An 18,024-nucleotide genomic window follows, 5' to 3' on the forward strand; every position below is an offset into this window, starting at 1 on the left:
GATTGACATGAACAGACACCTCAAACCACTCGGCGCACTCGCCGCACCCGTCGTATTCCTTGCGGGCCTTGCCGTCGTCGGCTGGGTCGGCGCCGGCTACGCTGGCACGAATGCGCTGGCGCTGGCCGTCACGCTACTCATCGGCGGTTTCTACGTTGGCGGCGCGTTCGAGTTGCACCGCTACCGGCAAGCCACGCCCACGCTGATCGCCGCGATTGCCGACCTGGCCGCCCCGCCGTCCAACTTCGGCGCGTGGCTGGACCGCCTGCATCCCAGCCTGCGCAATGCCGTGCGCCTGCGCGTGGAAGGCGAGCGCGTGGCGCTGCCCGGCCCGGCGATGACGCCGTATCTGGTCGGCCTGCTGGTGCTGCTGGGCATGCTCGGCACCTTCCTCGGCATGGTTGGCACACTGCGAACCACCGGCGTGGCGCTGGAAAGCGCCGCCGATCTGCAGGCCATCCGCGCCTCGCTGGCGGCACCGGTCAAGGGCCTGGGCTTTGCGTTCGGAACGTCGGTCGCGGGCGTGGCCACCTCGGCCATGCTTGGCCTGCTGTCAACGCTTGCCCGACGCGAGCGCGTGCAGGCAGCGCAGTTGCTGGACGAGCGCATCGCCACCACGCTGCGCGTGCATTCGCGCCATCATCAGCAGGACACGGTCTTTGCGCTGCTGCAGCGGCAGGCGGAGCTGATGCCCGCGCTGGTGAGCCGGCTGGAAACCATGACCGAAGCGATGGCCCGCCAGAATGAGGCGCTCTGCGAGCGTCTTTCGGCCAGCCAGGACGCCTTCCACACGCGCACCGACGCGGCCTACGGGCGCCTGGCCAAAACCGTCGGTCAGTCGCTGAAAGAAGGCATCGCCGACAGCGCGCGCGCGGCCAGCGCGGCAATCCAGCCAGCCGTGAACTCCACGATGGCCGGCCTCGCCCATGAAGCGGCCACCGTGCGCGACACCGTCACGCAGACCGTGCAGCAGCATCTGGACGGCCTCTCCGCCCGCTTCGACTCCACCACCACGGCCCTGGCCGACACCTGGCGCAACGCCCTCGCCGATCACCAGCGGGCCAGTACCGCCCTCACTTCGGACCTGCGCGCAACGCTCGACGGCTTCGGCGAAACCTTCGTTCAACGCTCGGCCGCGCTTGTGGATGGCATCGGCACCCGCCTCGACTCCGCCACCGCCGGCACGGCCCGGACGTGGGACGCGGCGCTGTCGCGCCTGGAACAGACGGGCGAATCGCTCGCTAGCGCCAACCGCCTGGCGATGACCGAGGCCTCAGCCGCCTTCGCGCGGCACGCCGCCGACATCGCAGGCACGGTCAGCAGCGCGCACGCCGATCTGCGGTCGCAGCTCGCCACGCAGGAAGAGGCCCGTCAGGTGGCACTTGCCACGCGTGATGAAACGCGCCTCGTCGCCTGGCACGACACATTGGCCAGCATGGCCGCGACGATGCGCGACGAATGGCAGCAGGCGAGCACGCAAGCCGCCTCGCACCAGCAGAGCGTCCGCGACGCGCTGGCGCAGAGCGCCAGTGACATCGCCACGCACGCACGGAGCCACGCCACCGGCACGATTACCGAAATCGACCGCCTGCTGCAAGCCGCCACCACGCTGCAAGCGGAACTCGCTTCGCGCGACGAGCAGCGCCTCTCCGCGTGGCGTGACTCGCTGGCCAGCATGGCCGCCACGATGCGCGACGAATGGCAGCAGGCGAGCACGCAAGCCGCCGCGCACCAGCAGAGCGTCCGTGACGCGCTGGCGCAGAGCGCCAGTGACATCGCCACGCACGCACAGAGCCACGCCTCCGGCACCGTTGCCGAAATCGACCGCCTGCTGCAAGCCGCCACCACGCTGCAAGTGGAACTGGCTTCGCGCGACGAGCAGCGCCTCTCCGCATGGCGTGACTCGCTGGCCAGCATGGCCGCCACGATGCGCGACGAATGGCAGCAGGCAAGCACACAAGCCGCCGCGCACCAGCAGAGCGTCCGTGACGCCCTGGCGCAGAGCGCCAGTGACATCGCCACGCACGCACAGAGCCACGCCATCGGCACCGTTGCCGAAATCGACCGCCTGCTGCAGGGCGCCACCACGCTGCAAGCGGAACTGGCTTCGCGCGACGAGCAGCGCCTTGCCGCATGGCGCGACACGCTGGCCAGCATGGCCGCCACCATGCGCGACGAATGGCAGCAGGCGAGCACCCAGGCCGCCGATCATCAGCGCGAGATCGGCAACGCGCTCTCCCAGACCGCCCGTGACATCGCCACGCACACGCAGCAGCAGGCCAGCGGCACGATCGCGGAAGTCGCCCGCCTTGCGCAGATTGCGACCGAGGCGCCCAAGGCGGCTGCCGACGTCATCGCTGAACTCCGTCAGAAACTCACCGACGGCATGGCGCGCGACAACGCGATGCTGGAAGAGCGCGGCCGCCTGCTGGAGACCCTCGGTACCCTGCTCGACGCCGTGAACCACGCCTCCACCGAGCAGCGCACCGCGGTGGACGGACTCGTCACCACCACTGCCGACCTGCTGGAGCGCGTCGGCACGCGCTTTACCGAGCAGGTGGCGCAGGAAACGGGCAAGCTCGACGGCATCGCGGCGCAAGTCACCGGCAGCGCCGTCGAGGTGGCGAGCCTTGGCGAGGCGTTCGGTGTGGCAGTACAGGAGTTCAGCGCGTCGAACGACAAGCTTGCGGAGCACCTGGCCCGCATCGAGGCTGCACTCGACAAGTCGATGACGCGCAGCGACGAGCAACTGGCCTACTACGTGGCGCAGGCCCGCGAAGTGGTTGATCTGAGCATGCTGTCGCAGAAACAGATTCTGGAGAATCTGCAGCAGTTTTCCGCTCAGCAGTTTTCCGCTCAGCAGGCTGGCGCCGAGGCGGCATGACGGACGATTTCGAAGCCGGCGTGGAGCCAACCGTCCCGGCCTGGGCGGTATTCGGCGATCTGATGTCGGTCATGCTGGGCGCCTTCGTGCTGGTGCTGCTGGGCGTGATCGGCGTGCAGATGGAGCTGTCCGCCCGGCTGGAGAACGAGGTCAAGCACCGGCAGGAAGAACTGAAGCGGCGCCAGACACTGGAGCAGGCGCTTGCCGGCCCGTTGGCGGCTGGCCGCGTCACGCTCAAGGACGGGCGCATCGGCATCAGCGGCAATGTGCTGTTCGCCCTCAACTCAGACCAGTTGCAGCCAGAGGGCCGCGCGCTGCTCAAGAGTCTTGCCGCGCCGCTATCGGCCTATCTTGGCGCGCGCGACGAGATTCTGATGGTGAGCGGCTTTACCGACGATCAGCAGGTCAGGGAAGGCAACCGGCGGTTTGCCGATAATCTGGAACTGTCGGCCCAGCGCGCACTGACTGTGACCCGCGCGCTGATTGACGCGGGCGTGCCGCCCTCTTCCGTTTTTTCAGCAGCGTTCGGCTCGCAGCAGCCGGTCGCGCCGAATGCCACCGAGGAAAGCCGGGCGAAGAACCGGCGCGTGGAAATCGCGCCGGTGCCGAGAGTGTCGGCCGGCGCGACAAAGCCCGATGCATAGCGACGTTCCGCACGATCCCAGCGTCGCGCTCGACGGCTGGCGCGACATCGGCGCCGACCGCGCGGACCCGGTCCGCTTCCGCTTCATCGAGGCGCTGGCGCGGCGTGCATCCGGTTACGACGGCGAGGCAAGACGCCTGCTCGAGGCGCGCCTGGCCGGACTGATCGCGGACTATGGCGAAGTGCTGGCGCGCGCCGCCAGCGAGACGCCGCCACCCGGAACTCCGCCGCAAACGGCCAGCGCCCTCGCCGGCCTTGCCGCACTCAGGGAACACCTTGGCCGGCACGAGCATCCCGCCGTTGCCGGCCCCACGCCCCACACGGCCCCTGCTCCCGCCACCCCCACGCCGCTTCGCGCCCAACCTGCCGAGCCAGCGTTGGCCGACTACTTCCGCGACACCTGGGCCCGCGTCAGCGTCGACCGGCAGTTGCGCCAGTCGCAAGCGGGCGTGCCGGAAAACGCTGGTCCGCTGAACACCAACCATCTGGTCCATCGCTCGCTGTCGCTGATGCGCGAGGTATCACCCGGCTACCTGGAGCACTTCCTGTCGTACGTGGACGCGCTGTCGTGGCTGGAAGGCATGCACGCCATCTCGCTCGTGCCGGACCGCAAGACACGCGCCAAGCCCGCCAAGACGCGCAGCGGCACCACGTAAAAACGCCGGCGCGCAAAGCGTCGGCGCCGTGCATTCGACCAGCCGGATATTGGGCCAAGGTCCAATATCCGCCTTCGCTCGCGCGCGGGAACCTACATCACCCGGTGCGCAAAATGTCCTCGCTGCGCATCCGCCATCAGCCGGCTGAAGTCGTCCGTGCTCATATGCACGAGCGCTTCGCGGTCGCCGGCCTCGAAGTAGACGTCGTCATGCGTCAGCAGGCTTTCGTCGATCCAGGTCAACGTGCCATAGGCCATGCCGACTGGCGGCAGCGCCTGCATATCGCAATCTCGGAACACCTCGCGCACGCCCGCCGAATGGGCGAGCGACAGCTTGCGGCCAGTCTGCTCGCGTAGCTCCGCCAGTTTCAGGTGGTGGCTGGCGGGGATGACCGCGGTCAGGTAGCCGCGCTCGTCCTCCAGCAGGACGGTGTGCGCCAGCCGGTCTGCCGGAATGCTCGGCGCCCTCGCTGTCACCCCGGCGCCGGGCTGCGCCGGCCGGCGAACCGTTTCGAAGCGGCTCTCGTTCTTACTCAGGCATCTGGCCAGCTTGGTAGCCATTGTCATGATTGCAACCTCCGCGCGCAGGGCGCCGCAGTTGTCTGAAGTACCGGAACTATAGGTCACCCACCGCACGGCAAATGGTCGGTGCTAACCCGAATCGCGATGACGTACGCGTCATAGCGTCGCCCTATCGCGCCGATTGCAAACCTCTCATGTTGTTGACATGGGGTGTCGCCTATATTTCTCGTGCGACAGGACCTGACTATGCAGGGCCGCGTGGAAGTGTTGACGCGTGAAGACTAGAACTACCGTTTGGTTCCCCCAAAGGAGAGAGCATGTCTAACGAAAAGTGTCCCTTCAACCATGCCGCCGGCGGCGGCACCACCAATGCGGACTGGTGGCCGAAACAGCTACGGCTAGACCTGCTCAGCCAGCATTCGGACAGATCCAATCCGCTGGAAAAAGGGTTCAATTACGCCGAGGCCTTCAAGAGCCTGGACTACGCCGCGCTGAAAAAGGATCTGGCCGACGTCATGACCGACTCGCAGGACTGGTGGCCTGCGGACTTTGGCCACTATGGCCCGCTGTTCATCCGCATGGCCTGGCACAGCGCCGGCACCTATCGCATCGGCGATGGCCGTGGAGGCGGCGGCCGGGGCCAGCAGCGTTTTGCGCCGCTCAATAGCTGGCCGGACAACGTCAGCCTGGACAAGGCGCGGCGGCTGCTATGGCCGGTCAAGCAGAAGTATGGCCAGAAGATTTCCTGGGCGGACCTGATGATCCTGGCCGGCAATGTTGCCCTGGAAACGATGGGCTTCAAAACGTTTGGATTTGGCGGCGGGCGCGAGGATACCTGGGAACCCGATCAGGACGTCTACTGGGGCAATGAAAAAACCTGGCTTGGCGGCGACGTCCGCTATGGCAAGGGTGCGGCGGGCAGGCAGGACGACGGCGGCGTGCTGTCGGCCGACGCGGAAAAGCACGGCGAGGAAGTCAGCCGCACCGACCCGGGCCGCAACCTGGAGAATCCGCTTGGTGCAGTGCAAATGGGCCTGATCTATGTGAATCCGGAAGGCCCGGACGGCAATCCCGACCCGCTGGCAGCGGCATATGACATCCGCGACACCTTCGGCCGGATGGCGATGGACGACGAGGAAACCGTCGCGCTGATTGCCGGTGGTCATACCTTCGGCAAGACGCACGGCGCGGGCCCCGCCTCCAACGTCGGCCCCGAGCCGGAAGCGGCCTCACTGGAGCTTCAGGGCCTGGGATGGCAGAACAAGTTCGGTAGCGGCAAGGGTGCGGACGCGATCACCAGTGGCCTGGAAGTGACATGGAGCAGCACGCCTACCCAATGGGGCCAGGGCTTCTGGGAAAACCTGTTCAACTTCGAGTACGAACTGACCAAGAGTCCGGCGGGCGCTAACCAGTGGGTGGCCAAGGGCGCACCTGAAACCGTGCCGCACGCGTTCGATCCGTCCAAGAAGCTCAAGCCGACCATGCTGACCACGGATCTGTCGCTGCGCGTCGACCCGATCTACGAGAAGATCTCGCGGCGCTTCAAGGACAATCCGCAAGAGTTCGCCGATGCCTTCGCGCGGGCGTGGTTCAAGCTGACCCACCGTGACATGGGGCCGGTCGCACGCTACCTGGGACCGGAAGTGCCGTCCGAGGAACTGCTCTGGCAGGACCCGATCCCGCCGGTGGACCATCCGCTGATCGACGACAAGGACGTGGCTGCGCTCAAGCAGAAGGTGCTGGCATCGGGGCTGTCGATCGCCGAGCTTGTGAAGACCGCGTGGGCGTCGGCATCGACGTTCCGGGGCTCGGACAAGCGCGGTGGCGCCAACGGTGCGCGCATCCGCCTTGCACCGCAGAAGGACTGGGCCATCAACGAACCGGAACAGCTGAAGAAGACGCTGGAAACGCTGGAAGGCATCCAGAAAGCGTTCAACGACGCACAGTCGGGCGGCAAGAAGGTTTCGCTCGCCGACCTGATCGTGCTGGCGGGCGGCGCGGCTATCGAAAAGGCGGCGGAAAAAGCCGGCAAGAAGCTCACCGTGCCATTCTCGCCAGGCCGGATGGACGCTTCGCAGGATAAGACCGACGTGAAGTCGATGGATGCGATGGAGTCCACCGCCGACGCGTTCCGCAACTACGTCAATCCACGGGTACGGGTGCCGGCCGAGCACATGCTGATCGACAAGGCCCAGCTTCTGACCCTGACCGCGCCCGAGATGACGGCGCTGATTGGCGGCCTGCGCGTGCTCAACGTCCATCATGGCAAGGACGCGCACGGTGTGCTGACCGACCGTCCGGAAACGCTGACCAACGACTACTTCCGCAACCTGCTCGATATGCGCCTGGAATGGACGCCGCTGTCGCGCGATGTGTTCGAAGCCGCCGATCGCAAGACCGGTGCGGTCAAGTGGACTGGCTCACGCGTTGACCTGGTGTTCGGCTCGAATGCGCAGCTGCGCGCCCTGGCCGAGGTGTACGCCAGCGAAGACGGCGCCGACAAGTTCTACCAGGACTTTGTCGCCGCCTGGGCCAGGGTGATGGATCTGGACCGCTTCGATCTGCGCAAGTGATGCAAGCCTGACTGCACAAGGCTGTGCCAACGGGCGCCGCGGTAAAACGCGGCGCCCTTTTTATTGCCCGCGCGAGCACGCACGCAGCGCCTGCAGGCAGAACTCGGATACGACATTCGCCATCTGGTCGACGTCGAGCGGCTCCCGCGACAGCGCGGCCACGCGCTCATTGCTGGCGGTCAATGTCGCCAGCCCGTGGGCGGCGATCCAGACCGCGAAGGCCAGTTGCTCCTGTGACAGATGGGTCGGCGCCCTGTCCTCCAGGCACGCCGTCACGGCCTCCCTCACGCGCGAAAACGAATCGCCGGCCGCCTGCATCAGTTCCGGATATTCGCCGCGTCGCTCGACGCCCGGCCCAAACATCAGATGAAAGCGCGCCGGATACGTGTGGGCAAATTCGGCATAGCCCACCAGCAAGCCGCGCAGGCGGTCTGCCGGCGTGGCGTTGGGCAGCCGCGCCGCCCGCTCGCTCTTGAAGTGTCTGAGTTCGCGGAATCCCTGCGCGGCAATGGCCGCCAGCAATCCATTACGGTCCTGGAAATGATGCGACGGCGCGCCCGGCGATACGCCCGCCAGCCGCGCGGCCGTGCGCATACTCATCGCGGCAACGCCTTCGGTGTCGAGCAGATGCAGGCCCCATGCAATCAGCGACGCGCGCAGATCGCCGTGATGCCACTGCCCTTCCGGCTTGGTCACGCCGGCGGCGGCGGGCTTGCGCGGACGCTGCCGGCGGGCTGTTGCTGTGGAATCCTGAGTCATGGCGAATGCCGTGGAAGCGGGGCCTCCATCCTACATCGCCGCCTGGCTGTCCAGCGGCACGTCGCTATCGGACGCCGCCGGCCGCCTGCGCAACGCGGCCTTTACCACGGCGTACTGCACGCAGAACAGCACGCCCTTGGAGACCAGCGGATAGACGGCGATGAACGCCGGCCAACTGGCTGGATGCCAGATCGCCACCACGGCGTTCAGCACGGCGGAAACCACCATCAGCACCGCCCAGGCATAGCCAAAAAACGTCATCTCCGGCTGCACGCGCGGTGCGATTGCCGCTGGCACGTAACGGTTCATCCAGCCCCGGCGCAGCATGACAATGCCGATGATGGCAAACAGGATGCTCGGCTTGGCCATCACGAAGCGCGGGTCCGACGTCACCCACGTCGCAATCGACGACACCACGACCGACGCCAGGCTGATCCATTGCAGTACCGCCACACGGCGGCGCTGCACGATCTCCCGTCCCACCACGGCTAGCGCCACGATCAGGCCCGCCAGCGTGGCAATGCGGACATCCACGCTCAACGCCATCAGCACCGCAAAGACCAGCACGCCGAGCGTATCGAGAATGACTGGCCAGGCAACCCGCAGGAACCGGCTCATTGGAACACCTCCTGGACCCAGTTGCCGTGGAAGCCAAACGGCACGCGCTGCGGCAATTCCACCGTGGCGATCGGGCCTGCATCGATGTGGCGGGCGTCCAGCACCAGCAGTTCGCTGGTATTCGACGCGGCACGCCATGCCACGGCCAGCAGCCAGCCATCGCCCTCGGATGCCCCGCGCGGGGCGAACACGGGTTCCGACGTGACATCGCCCGGCGGCAGCCAGTAGGCGCGCGTGGCGCCCGCATCCTGATCGAGATGGACGATGCCGCTCAGCGTGCTTTGCTCCGGCTTCGCGTCGGGCCTTGAGGCGGCGAACCAGCCATGCCGATGCTTGTGGCCCGCAAAGCGGTCGTCGATGCGCGGAAACTCCCCGGCGATGTCACACAGCCGTTCGCTGGTGAACGTGTCGTGGCTGTCCGCCAGGTTGAAGGTCCAGCGGGCCAGGTAAGCCAGTTGCCGCGCCGGATTGCCGGGCGACCCGTCGGGCCGAGGAAACAGCGGCGCCTCGTCATAGGCCATGACGTCGGCATAGAGCATGTCGCCCTCTTCCCAGGCGTTTAGCACATGGAACACGTAGCACGGCGCACCCGTGAACCACCGCAGCGGGGCCGAAGGCGCGTCGCGCCGCATGATCCCGACCATCGACGGCCGGTTTGCCTCGAACGCATATGGCGGCAGGCCATGCTCCGCCCGCTGGCGGCTGCCGGTCAGCGGCAGGACCGGAAACATCAGATGCCGCGTGGTCATCATGAAGTCGTGGACCATGCTGCAGTACGGCGCCTCGAACTTTACGTAACTGCGCAACTGCCCATCGGGGCCGATCGTGCCGGCGGTCATGGCAGCGGTAAGCGGGCCGTCGGCGTTATAGCCGAAGAACACCATTTCGCCGGTGTGTGGATCGATTTTGGGATGCGCGGTGAACGGGCCTTGCTGGGCGCCAAATTCCGCGTAGCCATCTGTCTCCAGCGTGCCCGGCGACATGCCGGTGGGGCGATGCGCTTCCTCCAGCGCCAGCAAACGCCGCGCGTGCCAGACGATATTCGTATTGGCCACGCCCCGGTCATCGCCAGCCCACTCCGGGGCGTCTTCCACCTTGCCGCCAAAGCTTCTGAACAGCGCGCGGCCGGCCCGATCCTCGTCACGCCACTTCGGCGTGCGGACCCACCGGTTGCGATACGCGGCAGATCCATCGGCCAGGGTGATCGCATGCACCATGCCGTCGCCCCCGAACCAGTGGGTGGCCGGGGTCGGGAAATGCGGATTCGGGCCGTTGCGAAACAGCGTGCCGGTCAATGCCGCCGGCAGCTCGCCGCGCACCGTCAGGCCGCTTACCTCGATTTCCCGCTGCACCGGCGCGTAGTTGCCGTCTGACCAGATGCTGTCGGGCTTTTCTTGCGTCGGGCTTTGCTGCGCCTGCGTCTCTTGCACTCGCTCCACGTTGCCTCCCTTCAATCTAATCACTGTTCAGTTTGCGTATTCAAGGCGCCGCTCCAGCAGATGTCAAGGACAATCCGACAACCGGTCAGCCGGCTTCGGGATTTCACCAATCGGCGGCGATGGGCGCGGCGCACTGGCTTGCGAGCGCCGGACCGCTGGCGGCAGCCGCGTCGCCTATATTCGTAATTCGTCGGGATGACTGCCCACCCGGACGCATCAAGGAGTGACGACGATGCACCACGAGTCATCGCCGGACGGCGATCCGTCCGCCGCATTCGGCACGGCACTGCCTGACGCCGCCGCCGATGACGCTCCTGTAGAGGCGCATCCGCGCCATGCGCAGATGTTCCCGGTGCTGACCGAGGTACAGCTCGCGCGGGTTCTACGCCACGGCAGCCTGGTCCATTACGCGCGGGGCGACATGCTGTACCGGGCCGGCAGCCTCTGCCCCGGGGTGTTCGTGCTGCTGTCGGGCCAGGTCGAAATCACCGGCCGCGACGGCCTCGGGCATGCGCACAGGATTCACACCTATACCAAGCGCGGCGAGTTTACGTCCGACGTGACGCAACTATCGAACAAGCCGGCCGTGGTTGATGCCCGGGTCATCGAGCCTGTGGAAGCGGTGCTGCTGCGGCCCGAGGAACTGAGTGCGCTGATGATCCGCGAGGCCGATATCGGCGAAATCATCATGCGGGCGCTGATCCTTCGCCGCGTGCTGGTTATCGAGCGCGGCCACGGCGTTGTGCTGTTGGGGCCGTCCGGCAATGCACGGCTGGTGGCGCTGCAGAACTTCCTGCGCCGCAACGTTTTTCCAAGCGTGGTCATCGATGCCGAGCAGGATCCGGAAGCGATTGCGCTGCTCGAACGCCTGACACCGCAGCCGGACGACTTCCCCGTGGTGATCTGCCCCAGCGGCACGGTACTGCGCAACCCCGACGAACGGCAGCTGGCCTCGTGCCTGGGCCTGGTTCCCGACTTTGATCCTTCGTTCGTCTATGACGTGATCATCGTGGGCGCGGGCCCCGCCGGGCTGGCCGCGGGTGTCTACGCGGCGTCCGAGGGATTGTCGGTGGCGGTGCTCGACTGCCGCGCGCCGGGCGGCCAGGCCGGCACCAGCGCACGTATCGAAAACTTCTTCGGCTTTCCCACGGGTATCTCGGGTCAGGCGCTGGTCAGCCGGGCGTTTGTGCAGGCGCAGAAGTTTGGCGCGCACTTCGGCATTCCGTGTGAGGTCAAGGCGCTGCAATGCGACGCCTCGCCGCTCGTGGTGGAACTGACCGACGACACCCGCATTCCCGCCCGCACCGTGGTCATCGCCACCGGCGCCGAATACCGGCGCCCCGCCGTCGACGATCTGGCCCGGTTCGAATCGTGCGGCGTCTACTACTGGGCCACGCCGATCGAGGCCAAGCTCTGCCGCAAAGGGCCGGTGCTGCTGGTAGGCGGCGGCAACTCGGCTGGTCAGGCGGCTGTGTTCCTGGCCTCGCATGTCGATCACGTGCACATGTTCGTGCGGGGCGCCAGCCTGGACCACAGCATGTCGCGCTATCTGATCGAGCGCGTGCGGGCGCTGCCCAATGTCACGCTGCACACCGGCATGGAACTGTTGGCGCTGGAAGGTGGCGCCTGCCTGGAGCGCGTGCGTTATCGCGGCGCCGGGGGCATCGAGGGGACGATGACCGCGCAGCATCTGTTCGTATTTATTGGCGCCGATCCCAATACGTCATGGCTGGGCGCCTGCGGTGTGCTGCTCGACGACAAGGGCTTTGTCCTGACGGACGCCGATATTCCCGGCGCCGGCCCTGGGGCGCGGCCGCTGCAGACCAGCGTGGAAGGCGTGTTCGCCATCGGCGATGTACGTTCGGGATCGACCAAGCGCGTGGCGTCGGCGGTGGGCGAAGGCGCGGCCGTCGTGGCGCAGATCCACCGGCTGCTGGCCGCACGCTCGGCACAGCGGACGGCCGTTGCGTAACGCGCGGACTGGCTGCCGCAACGAAGTCCGCCAGCTAGGCCGGTGCGTTCGCGTCCTGTGCGTCGGGCGAATTGATGACGACGGTCGGCACGCTCGACTGCGCCACGACCTTCGACACCACCGACCCGGTCAGCGCCGCCTTGAGCGGGCCTACGCCTTTGGCGCCCACTACCAGCAGGTCCGCGCCGTGCTCTGCTGCAAACCCGACGATGCCTTCAACGGCGTCGCCGCGCAGCCAGTGATCGTGGATGTCGTCGGCACGGCCGGCCAGAATGCGGTGGGCCGCCTCAAAAGCCTCGCGCGCCTGCTCGCGGTTTTCCTGCTCGAATTCGACGGTGCCGAAACCGGTGCGCCCCAGCACGGGCGAGACATGCACCAGATGAACGACGCGCGGCGCGGCCAGCGCGCCGGTGGCCGCCACCCAGGTCGTGGCGGCATGGCTATGGGCGGACCCATCGATCGCCAGCACGATAATGGTCATCGGACGCTCCTTTCCGGGTTGGATCGATCCCCGCGAGCATACTGCAAGTTGCAGTTGGCGCCACCCGTGCGGTTGCCTACCATGACAGCACGCCCACGCCCGGATGCCGCCCATGCCTGCCGACTCCCCTCCGAAGTCCGGCTTAGCGCCGCAATTGCCCGCCCACCTCACATTGCGAAATGGCCAGCACGTGGTCCTGCGCAGAATCCGCGACGATGACACGGACGGCGTGCTTGAATCGTTTGCCCTGCTGTCCGAAGGATCACGCTACACGCGCTTCATGGCCTTCATGAAAGACCTGCCCGATAGGTTGCTCTATGACGTCGTGCATCCGGTGCCGGGCAAGGAATGCACGCTGGTAGCGGTGGCCGGTGACAGCGAAACGGGGCATCTCGTCGGCGGCTCACGCTACGTCGCCATCCCGGGCAGGCCCGAAACCTGCGAGTTCGCCATCACCGTCATCGATAGCTGGCAGTCGACCGGGCTGGGCCGGATCTTGCTGCAGACACTTGTCGATTTCGCGCGCCTGTCCGATTTCGACGCGATCGAGGGCTATGTGCTGTCGTCGAATGTCGGGATGCGAAGGCTGGCCCACCGGCTTGGATTTGCCGACACCGTGTGCCCGGACGACCCCACGCAGCATATCGTCCGGCTCGACCTGAAACGGCCGGACGACAAGACATCCGCCTAAATTATTCGGGCGATCTCCCGAGCGCGGGGCCAGCCTGCTTCAGCCAGCGCCCGCCAGCACGGCCTTCTGCCCGGCAAGCCTCGCGCCCATCGCTTCGCCCAGTGCCTGCAGGCCGGACATCGGCCGCACCATCACTTCGAATTCCTCGATCTTGCCGGCCTCGTCGAAGCGCAGCATATCGATACCCTTGAGCGCCTTGCCATCGACCTCCGCGCTGAACTCCAGCACGACGCTGCGGCCGTCCGTCGAGGCAAACACGCGGTGGTAAGTGAATTCCTTGAATACCGTGTTCACGGTCTTCAGCACGAGCTTGATGGCGGCGCGCCCCGGATAGGCGGTGTGCGCCACCGGTGAGCGAAACACGATCCGGTCGGAAAGCAGCGGATCCAGTTCCTCCATCGCATTGCGCGCCAGCAGCGCGTGCCAGGCCGCCAGCGTTTGCTGGGCAGCGGGGATCAGGCCTTGAACGTCCATGCAGGTCTCCTCGTGACGATGATTTTTAATATGCAACTGGTTGCATAGAATGCATCGTAGCGTGTCGACATCGAAATTGCCAGTGGGATGCCGCGCGGACTGACCAACCATGCATTACCTGCATTCGGCGGCAAAAGTTGCGCCAAAAATGCTAGAAATACAAAATCAGACAAACTCCTACAGCGCGTGAATGTGCCTCACTCTAAGCTTCATCGCAGGACCTGACCCGTCCTGTTTAACCTCCCCCTGCAAACCCGCCTGACCCCGTCAGGTGGGTTCTTTTTTTTCTGGCCAGGGCTGTTTCAAACGGGCGATGGACGATGGACGGCGGGCCGTGGATGCGCCACGGCCGCCGTGATGCCGATGGGAACGCTTAGCCGCGGTTATCGTGCTGCCGGCGCGCTGGCGCTGTCCAGCGCCTGAAGGATCGCGTACGCGGCCTTCACCCGGGCCGGAATCGGCAGGTTGCGGTTGGCCAGTATGACGATACCGATCCGCCGGCCGGGTACATAGGCCACGTAGGCGCCAAAGCCATTGGTCGAGCCAGTCTTGTTGATCAGCACATCGGCCGGTGCCGGCTGGGGCGGATCGATCCGCTGCGCTGCCTTGGCGTCGAGCACCATGCTCGTGTCGTTTCCGGCCAGCAGGACGTCCAGCGTCACCGGCCAGTCATAGCGCTCCCATCCCAGACCCTGCGTCATCGCGCCGACGCGGAAGTAGCCGGTATGCGTCGCGGCCAGCGCCTGACGCAGCGCGGTGTCGGCCACCGCCTGGCCATCAATGTTCAACTCGACAAAGCGGATCATGTCCGCCGCCGTGGTTCTGATGCCATAGGCCTGTCCGTCGAACACGCCGGGCGTGGCGCGCACCGGTTTGTCGTCCTTGTAGCCCCAGGCATAGTTGACCATGCGCGCTCGCGGCACCTGTATCCAGGTCTGCCGCAGGCCAAGCTTCGGGATCAGTTGCTGCGTGATCGCGGATTCGAACGACGTATCCAGCGCCTGCGCCGCCGCGAGGCCGAACATGCCGATGCTCACGTTCGAATAGCGCCGGTGCGTTCCCGGCGCAAAATCCGGTTGCCACTGCCGCAGCCATTCCACCATCTGCGGCATGGTGTTGACCTCGTCCGGTACCTGCAGCGGCAGGCCGCCGGCCGTGTAGGTGCCCAGTTCCAGCAAGCTGATGCGATCGAAGGCGCTGCCGGCCAGCGTCGGCAGGTATTTCACGGCCTTGTCGTCGAACGAGAGCGCGCCACGCGCCTGCGCATAAGCCGCCAACGTCGCGGTAAACGTCTTGCTGACGGACCCGATCTCGAAAATCGTGTCGTCGGTCACCAGTTGCCCGCTCTGCCGCGATGCCACGCCATAGTTGAATACCCGGTGCTTGCCTGCGGCGGTGACGGCCACGGCCATGCCCGGCACCTTGTATTCGGCCATCACGGGGCGGATGGCCGTATCGACGGCCTGCCGGATTGCATCCGGCCCGCTATCGGGCGCGGCCAAGGCTGGGCCGGCACAGGCGGATACGATCAGGGCGACCAGGCCGAGGCGGTATGAAATACGGGAGGCAGGGGCGAAACGCATGGGGATATCGGGGCTGGGCGGGGCAAGGAACGCATTGTATCCGCGACGCCTCGCCTTACAATGGCAGCCTCGTCGCCCCTGAAAGGTCATGCGTCATGCAGCCCGGTGCCTCGTTGAACCTGCTCGAAATCGTCGGTCTGCTGGTTGGCGGGCTGGCGCTGTTTCTGTATGGCCTGGAGTGCATGACCAGCGGACTCAAGGCGATTGCCGGTGCGCGGCTCCAGTCGATGCTTGGCACGCTGACCGCGAGCCGTCTGCGCGGCGTACTGGCGGGCGCGGGTCTCACTGCCCTGCTGAATTCCTCCACGATCACCACGGTTCTGCTGGTCGGCTTTGTATCGGCGGGGCTGATGACGCTGGCGCAGTCGATTCCAGTGATCATGGGCGCCAACATCGGCTCGACGCTGACGGCGCAGATCATCGCCTTCAATATCTCGGCGGTCACGCCGTTCCTGCTGGCGCTGGGCTTTCTGCTGCATGCGTTTGCCCGGCGGGAACTGTTGCGCCAGCTCGGCGGCGTGTTGCTGGGTCTGGGCATGCTGTTCCTCGGCATCGAATTCATGGGCGATGCCACCCGCCCGTTGCGCAACTACGAGCCGTTTATCGCGGCCATGCAGGACATGCGCAATCCAGCGCTGGGCATCCTGATCGGCGCGATTTTCACGGCCATCGTGCAGAGCTCCGCCGCCACGCTGGCTATCGTGATTGCACTCGGCAGCCAGGGGCTGATTCCGCTGGAGTCCGGTATCGCGCTGATTCTGGGCGCCAACGTCGGAACCTGCGGCACGGCCCTGCTGGCATCGATTGGCAAGAATGCCGAAGCGACGCAGGTGGGCATTGTCCACCTGCTGTTCAATGTCCTAGGCGTCCTGTTCTTCGCCTTCATCATTCCGCAGTTCGCGGATCTTGTACGACTGGTGTCGCCCAGCGCGCCGGAACTGACCGGCGCCGCACGCCTGGCCGCCGAAACGCCGCGCCAGGCCGCCAATGCGCACACCATCTTCAGCATTGTCAGTACGGCGATTCTGATCTGGTTCACGGGGCCGATCGGCCGGCTCGCCGAGCGGATTGCGCCGCCGACCCGCAAGACGCTGCATGACCCCGGCGTACCGCGCTATCTGGACGAAACATTGCTCGACATGCCCGCGCTGGGCATTGCGCGGGTGCAGCTGGAATTGTCCAGCCTGGGCCGCCAGGTGCAGGGACTGGTCGAGCGCGGCGCCGAAATCGCCATGCGCGGCACGGCGCAGGACGTTGTGTCGATCGCCGGACAGGACCAGGCGGCGGAGTCTCTGAGCACGGCCATCATCGGCTACATCGGCCAGTTGTCCGATGGCAACGACGGCGAGGACGAAAGCCGGCAGATGGTGGATCTGACGCGGATTGCCGCCACGATGGATGCGATTCGGGAGGTGGCCACGACCAGCATGCTGGCCCTGAGCCAGCGCCGGCTGTCACAAAGCGCCGATATCGACCGTTTGCGCAATGCCGACGCCATGACCTTTGCAGGCGCGGTCATCGAACAGCTGAAGCAGGCGGTGAATACCGTGGCGCATCCCGACATCGACGCCGTGGCACGCATCGTGGCCGCCAAGCCGATGCTCGAAGACATGGCCTCGACGGCGCGCGAGAGCATCATGGCCGGGCTGCAACTCAGCAGCCCCGAGGACGTGACGAACTTCCGGCTGGCCAACGACATGATCGAGCATCTGAACGAGATTGCGCGCCTGTCCCGTGCGATTGCCAAGGCAACGGCCTTGTTGCGGGACGTGCGTCTCGATGACACCGCGCCGGCCGTGCCCAGCCCCTTGCAGGAGTCAACATGAAGCCTCGTATTTCCGTTGTGACCCTGGGCGTGGCGGACCTGGAACGGGCGGTCCGCTTCTATCGTGATGGGCTGGGTCTTGCCACGCCGGGCATCATCGGCAAGCAGTTCGAACACGGCGCGGTGGCCTTCTTCGACTTGCAGCCCGGCCTGAAACTGGCACTGTGGGCGCGCGACAACCTGGCCTGGGACACGGGCCTGCCCGCCAGCGCACCGTGCCCCACCGGCTTTTCGATGGGCCACAACGTGACCAGCAAGGCCGAGGTCGATCAGGTGATGGCGCAGGCCGCCAGTGCGGGCGGCACCATCGTCAAGCCGGCGCAAGACACGTTCTACGGCGGCTATGCCGGCTATTTCCAGGATCCCGAAGGCAATCTTTGGGAAGCGGTCTGGAATCCGCAGATCCTGCCGGCCGACTGAGCCGCCCTACGACGCCGTTGCGTCCGGCTCGGACTGCTGGCAAAAGCAGAGCCGGTTGCCGAACGGGTCCCTGACCTGGAGCTGCCGGCCCCAGCCGGCGTCTTCCACGCCGGGCTTCGCGTACCGGTATTCCCGTGCAGTCAGTTCCCGGTGCATGGCGTCGACATCGTCGATTGGCACGAAGATCGCGGAACCGGGCGTGGCGTCGCCGTAATGCTCGCTCAGATGCAGGGTCAGCCCGGAGCGCGACACCTGCGCATAGAGCGGAAAGTTCTCTCCGAAACGGTGCTCCCAATCGAGCGTGAAGCCCAGGAAGTCCAGATAGAACTCCTTTGCCTTGTCGACCGAGAAGATACGCAGGATGGGAATCGCTGGTGACAACTGCATGGCTCGCTTCCTGATTTGTTAGCGGACGGCCATTCTGCCAGCAGGTCAATCGTCGTTGTGTGAATTTTTATGCACTTTCATCACCGGTTCGTGCCAGC

General features: G+C 66.0%; 16 protein-coding genes. 8 read left to right on the top strand and 8 right to left on the bottom strand.

Annotated features, from left to right (window positions below):
* The first annotated feature begins 7 nt into the window (after window positions 1–7).
* The 3 genes from AC3FLX_RS20915 to AC3FLX_RS20925 are packed head-to-tail and all read left to right on the top strand — an operon-like array spanning window position 8 to window position 4,183.
* Window positions 8–2,884, top strand: coding sequence for a DUF802 domain-containing protein (locus AC3FLX_RS20915; RefSeq protein WP_488699223.1), 2,877 nt, complete (start codon window positions 8–10; stop codon window positions 2,882–2,884).
* Entirely contained in the window at window positions 2,881–3,528 is a 648-nt protein-coding gene (locus AC3FLX_RS20920) for an OmpA family protein (RefSeq protein WP_488699224.1), read from the top strand. The genes AC3FLX_RS20915 and AC3FLX_RS20920 overlap by 4 nt, the downstream gene beginning before the upstream one ends.
* Entirely contained in the window at window positions 3,521–4,183 is a 663-nt protein-coding gene (locus tag AC3FLX_RS20925) for a DUF2894 domain-containing protein (RefSeq protein WP_488699225.1), read from the top strand. The genes AC3FLX_RS20920 and AC3FLX_RS20925 overlap by 8 nt, the downstream gene beginning before the upstream one ends.
* Window positions 4,184–4,275: 92 nt before the next feature.
* On the opposite strand, the gene AC3FLX_RS20930 is transcribed toward AC3FLX_RS20925, so the two are convergent.
* The gene (locus AC3FLX_RS20930; RefSeq protein WP_488699226.1) at window positions 4,276–4,749 is read right to left on the bottom strand and encodes an aminoacyl-tRNA deacylase; all 474 of its coding nucleotides are present in this window, start codon (window positions 4,747–4,749) and stop codon (window positions 4,276–4,278) included.
* A 272-nt stretch (window positions 4,750–5,021) separates the two neighbouring features.
* Here AC3FLX_RS20930 and katG point away from each other — a divergent pair, with 272 nt between their 5' ends.
* The gene (gene katG, locus AC3FLX_RS20935) at window positions 5,022–7,277 is read left to right on the top strand and encodes a catalase/peroxidase HPI (RefSeq protein ID WP_488699227.1); all 2,256 of its coding nucleotides are present in this window, start codon (window positions 5,022–5,024) and stop codon (window positions 7,275–7,277) included.
* Between the two features lie 60 nt (window positions 7,278–7,337).
* On the opposite strand, the gene AC3FLX_RS20940 is transcribed toward katG, so the two are convergent.
* From AC3FLX_RS20940 to AC3FLX_RS20950, 3 genes are read right to left on the bottom strand one after another with little or no spacing between them, the layout of a single operon-like run.
* Entirely contained in the window at window positions 7,338–8,036 is a 699-nt protein-coding gene (locus AC3FLX_RS20940) for a TetR/AcrR family transcriptional regulator (RefSeq protein WP_488699228.1), read from the bottom strand.
* Window positions 8,037–8,066: 30 nt separating this feature from the next.
* Window positions 8,067–8,654: a septation protein IspZ gene (locus AC3FLX_RS20945; protein ID WP_488699229.1), complete on the bottom strand. Its 588-nt coding sequence runs from the start codon at window positions 8,652–8,654 to the stop codon at window positions 8,067–8,069.
* Entirely contained in the window at window positions 8,651–10,093 is a 1,443-nt protein-coding gene (locus AC3FLX_RS20950) for a carotenoid oxygenase family protein (protein ID WP_488699230.1), read from the bottom strand. Before AC3FLX_RS20950 ends, AC3FLX_RS20945 begins: the two co-directional genes overlap by 4 nt.
* Before the next feature lie 232 nt (window positions 10,094–10,325).
* Here AC3FLX_RS20950 and AC3FLX_RS20955 point away from each other — a divergent pair, with 232 nt between their 5' ends.
* Window positions 10,326–12,065, top strand: a complete 1,740-nt coding sequence (locus AC3FLX_RS20955; RefSeq protein WP_488699231.1) for an FAD-dependent oxidoreductase — start codon at window positions 10,326–10,328, stop codon at window positions 12,063–12,065.
* 34 nt (window positions 12,066–12,099) lie between these two features.
* Here the strand turns inward: AC3FLX_RS20955 and AC3FLX_RS20960 are convergent, their stop codons facing one another.
* A complete protein-coding gene (locus AC3FLX_RS20960) occupies window positions 12,100–12,546 on the bottom strand; it encodes a universal stress protein (RefSeq protein ID WP_488699232.1) in 447 nt (148 codons plus the stop codon).
* A 112-nt stretch (window positions 12,547–12,658) separates the two neighbouring features.
* On the opposite strand from AC3FLX_RS20960, the gene AC3FLX_RS20965 reads away from it, so the two are divergent.
* Window positions 12,659–13,237, top strand: a complete 579-nt coding sequence (locus AC3FLX_RS20965) for a GNAT family N-acetyltransferase (protein WP_488699233.1) — start codon at window positions 12,659–12,661, stop codon at window positions 13,235–13,237.
* 39 nt (window positions 13,238–13,276) lie between these two features.
* Here the strand turns inward: AC3FLX_RS20965 and AC3FLX_RS20970 are convergent, their stop codons facing one another.
* Window positions 13,277–13,711 carry a nuclear transport factor 2 family protein gene (locus AC3FLX_RS20970; protein WP_488699234.1) on the bottom strand — a complete coding sequence of 145 codons (435 nt, stop codon included), beginning with the start codon at window positions 13,709–13,711 and terminating at the stop codon, window positions 13,277–13,279.
* Between the two features lie 383 nt (window positions 13,712–14,094).
* Window positions 14,095–15,294 carry a class C beta-lactamase gene (gene ampC / locus AC3FLX_RS20975; RefSeq protein WP_488699235.1) on the bottom strand — a complete coding sequence of 400 codons (1,200 nt, stop codon included), beginning with the start codon at window positions 15,292–15,294 and terminating at the stop codon, window positions 14,095–14,097.
* Between the two features lie 95 nt (window positions 15,295–15,389).
* Here ampC and AC3FLX_RS20980 point away from each other — a divergent pair, with 95 nt between their 5' ends.
* Window positions 15,390–17,120 carry a Na/Pi cotransporter family protein gene (locus AC3FLX_RS20980; RefSeq protein ID WP_488699236.1) on the top strand — a complete coding sequence of 577 codons (1,731 nt, stop codon included), beginning with the start codon at window positions 15,390–15,392 and terminating at the stop codon, window positions 17,118–17,120.
* On the top strand, window positions 17,117–17,539 hold the full coding sequence (locus AC3FLX_RS20985; RefSeq protein ID WP_488699237.1) for a VOC family protein: 423 nt from the start codon (window positions 17,117–17,119) through the stop codon (window positions 17,537–17,539). The genes AC3FLX_RS20980 and AC3FLX_RS20985 overlap by 4 nt, the downstream gene beginning before the upstream one ends.
* 6 nt (window positions 17,540–17,545) lie before the next feature.
* Here the strand turns inward: AC3FLX_RS20985 and AC3FLX_RS20990 are convergent, their stop codons facing one another.
* Window positions 17,546–17,926: a glyoxalase superfamily protein gene (locus AC3FLX_RS20990; protein ID WP_488699238.1), complete on the bottom strand. Its 381-nt coding sequence runs from the start codon at window positions 17,924–17,926 to the stop codon at window positions 17,546–17,548.
* Window positions 17,927–18,024: the final 98 nt, after the last annotated feature.

The sequence above is a fragment of the Cupriavidus sp. 291-E7 genome (genome assembly GCF_057798835.1).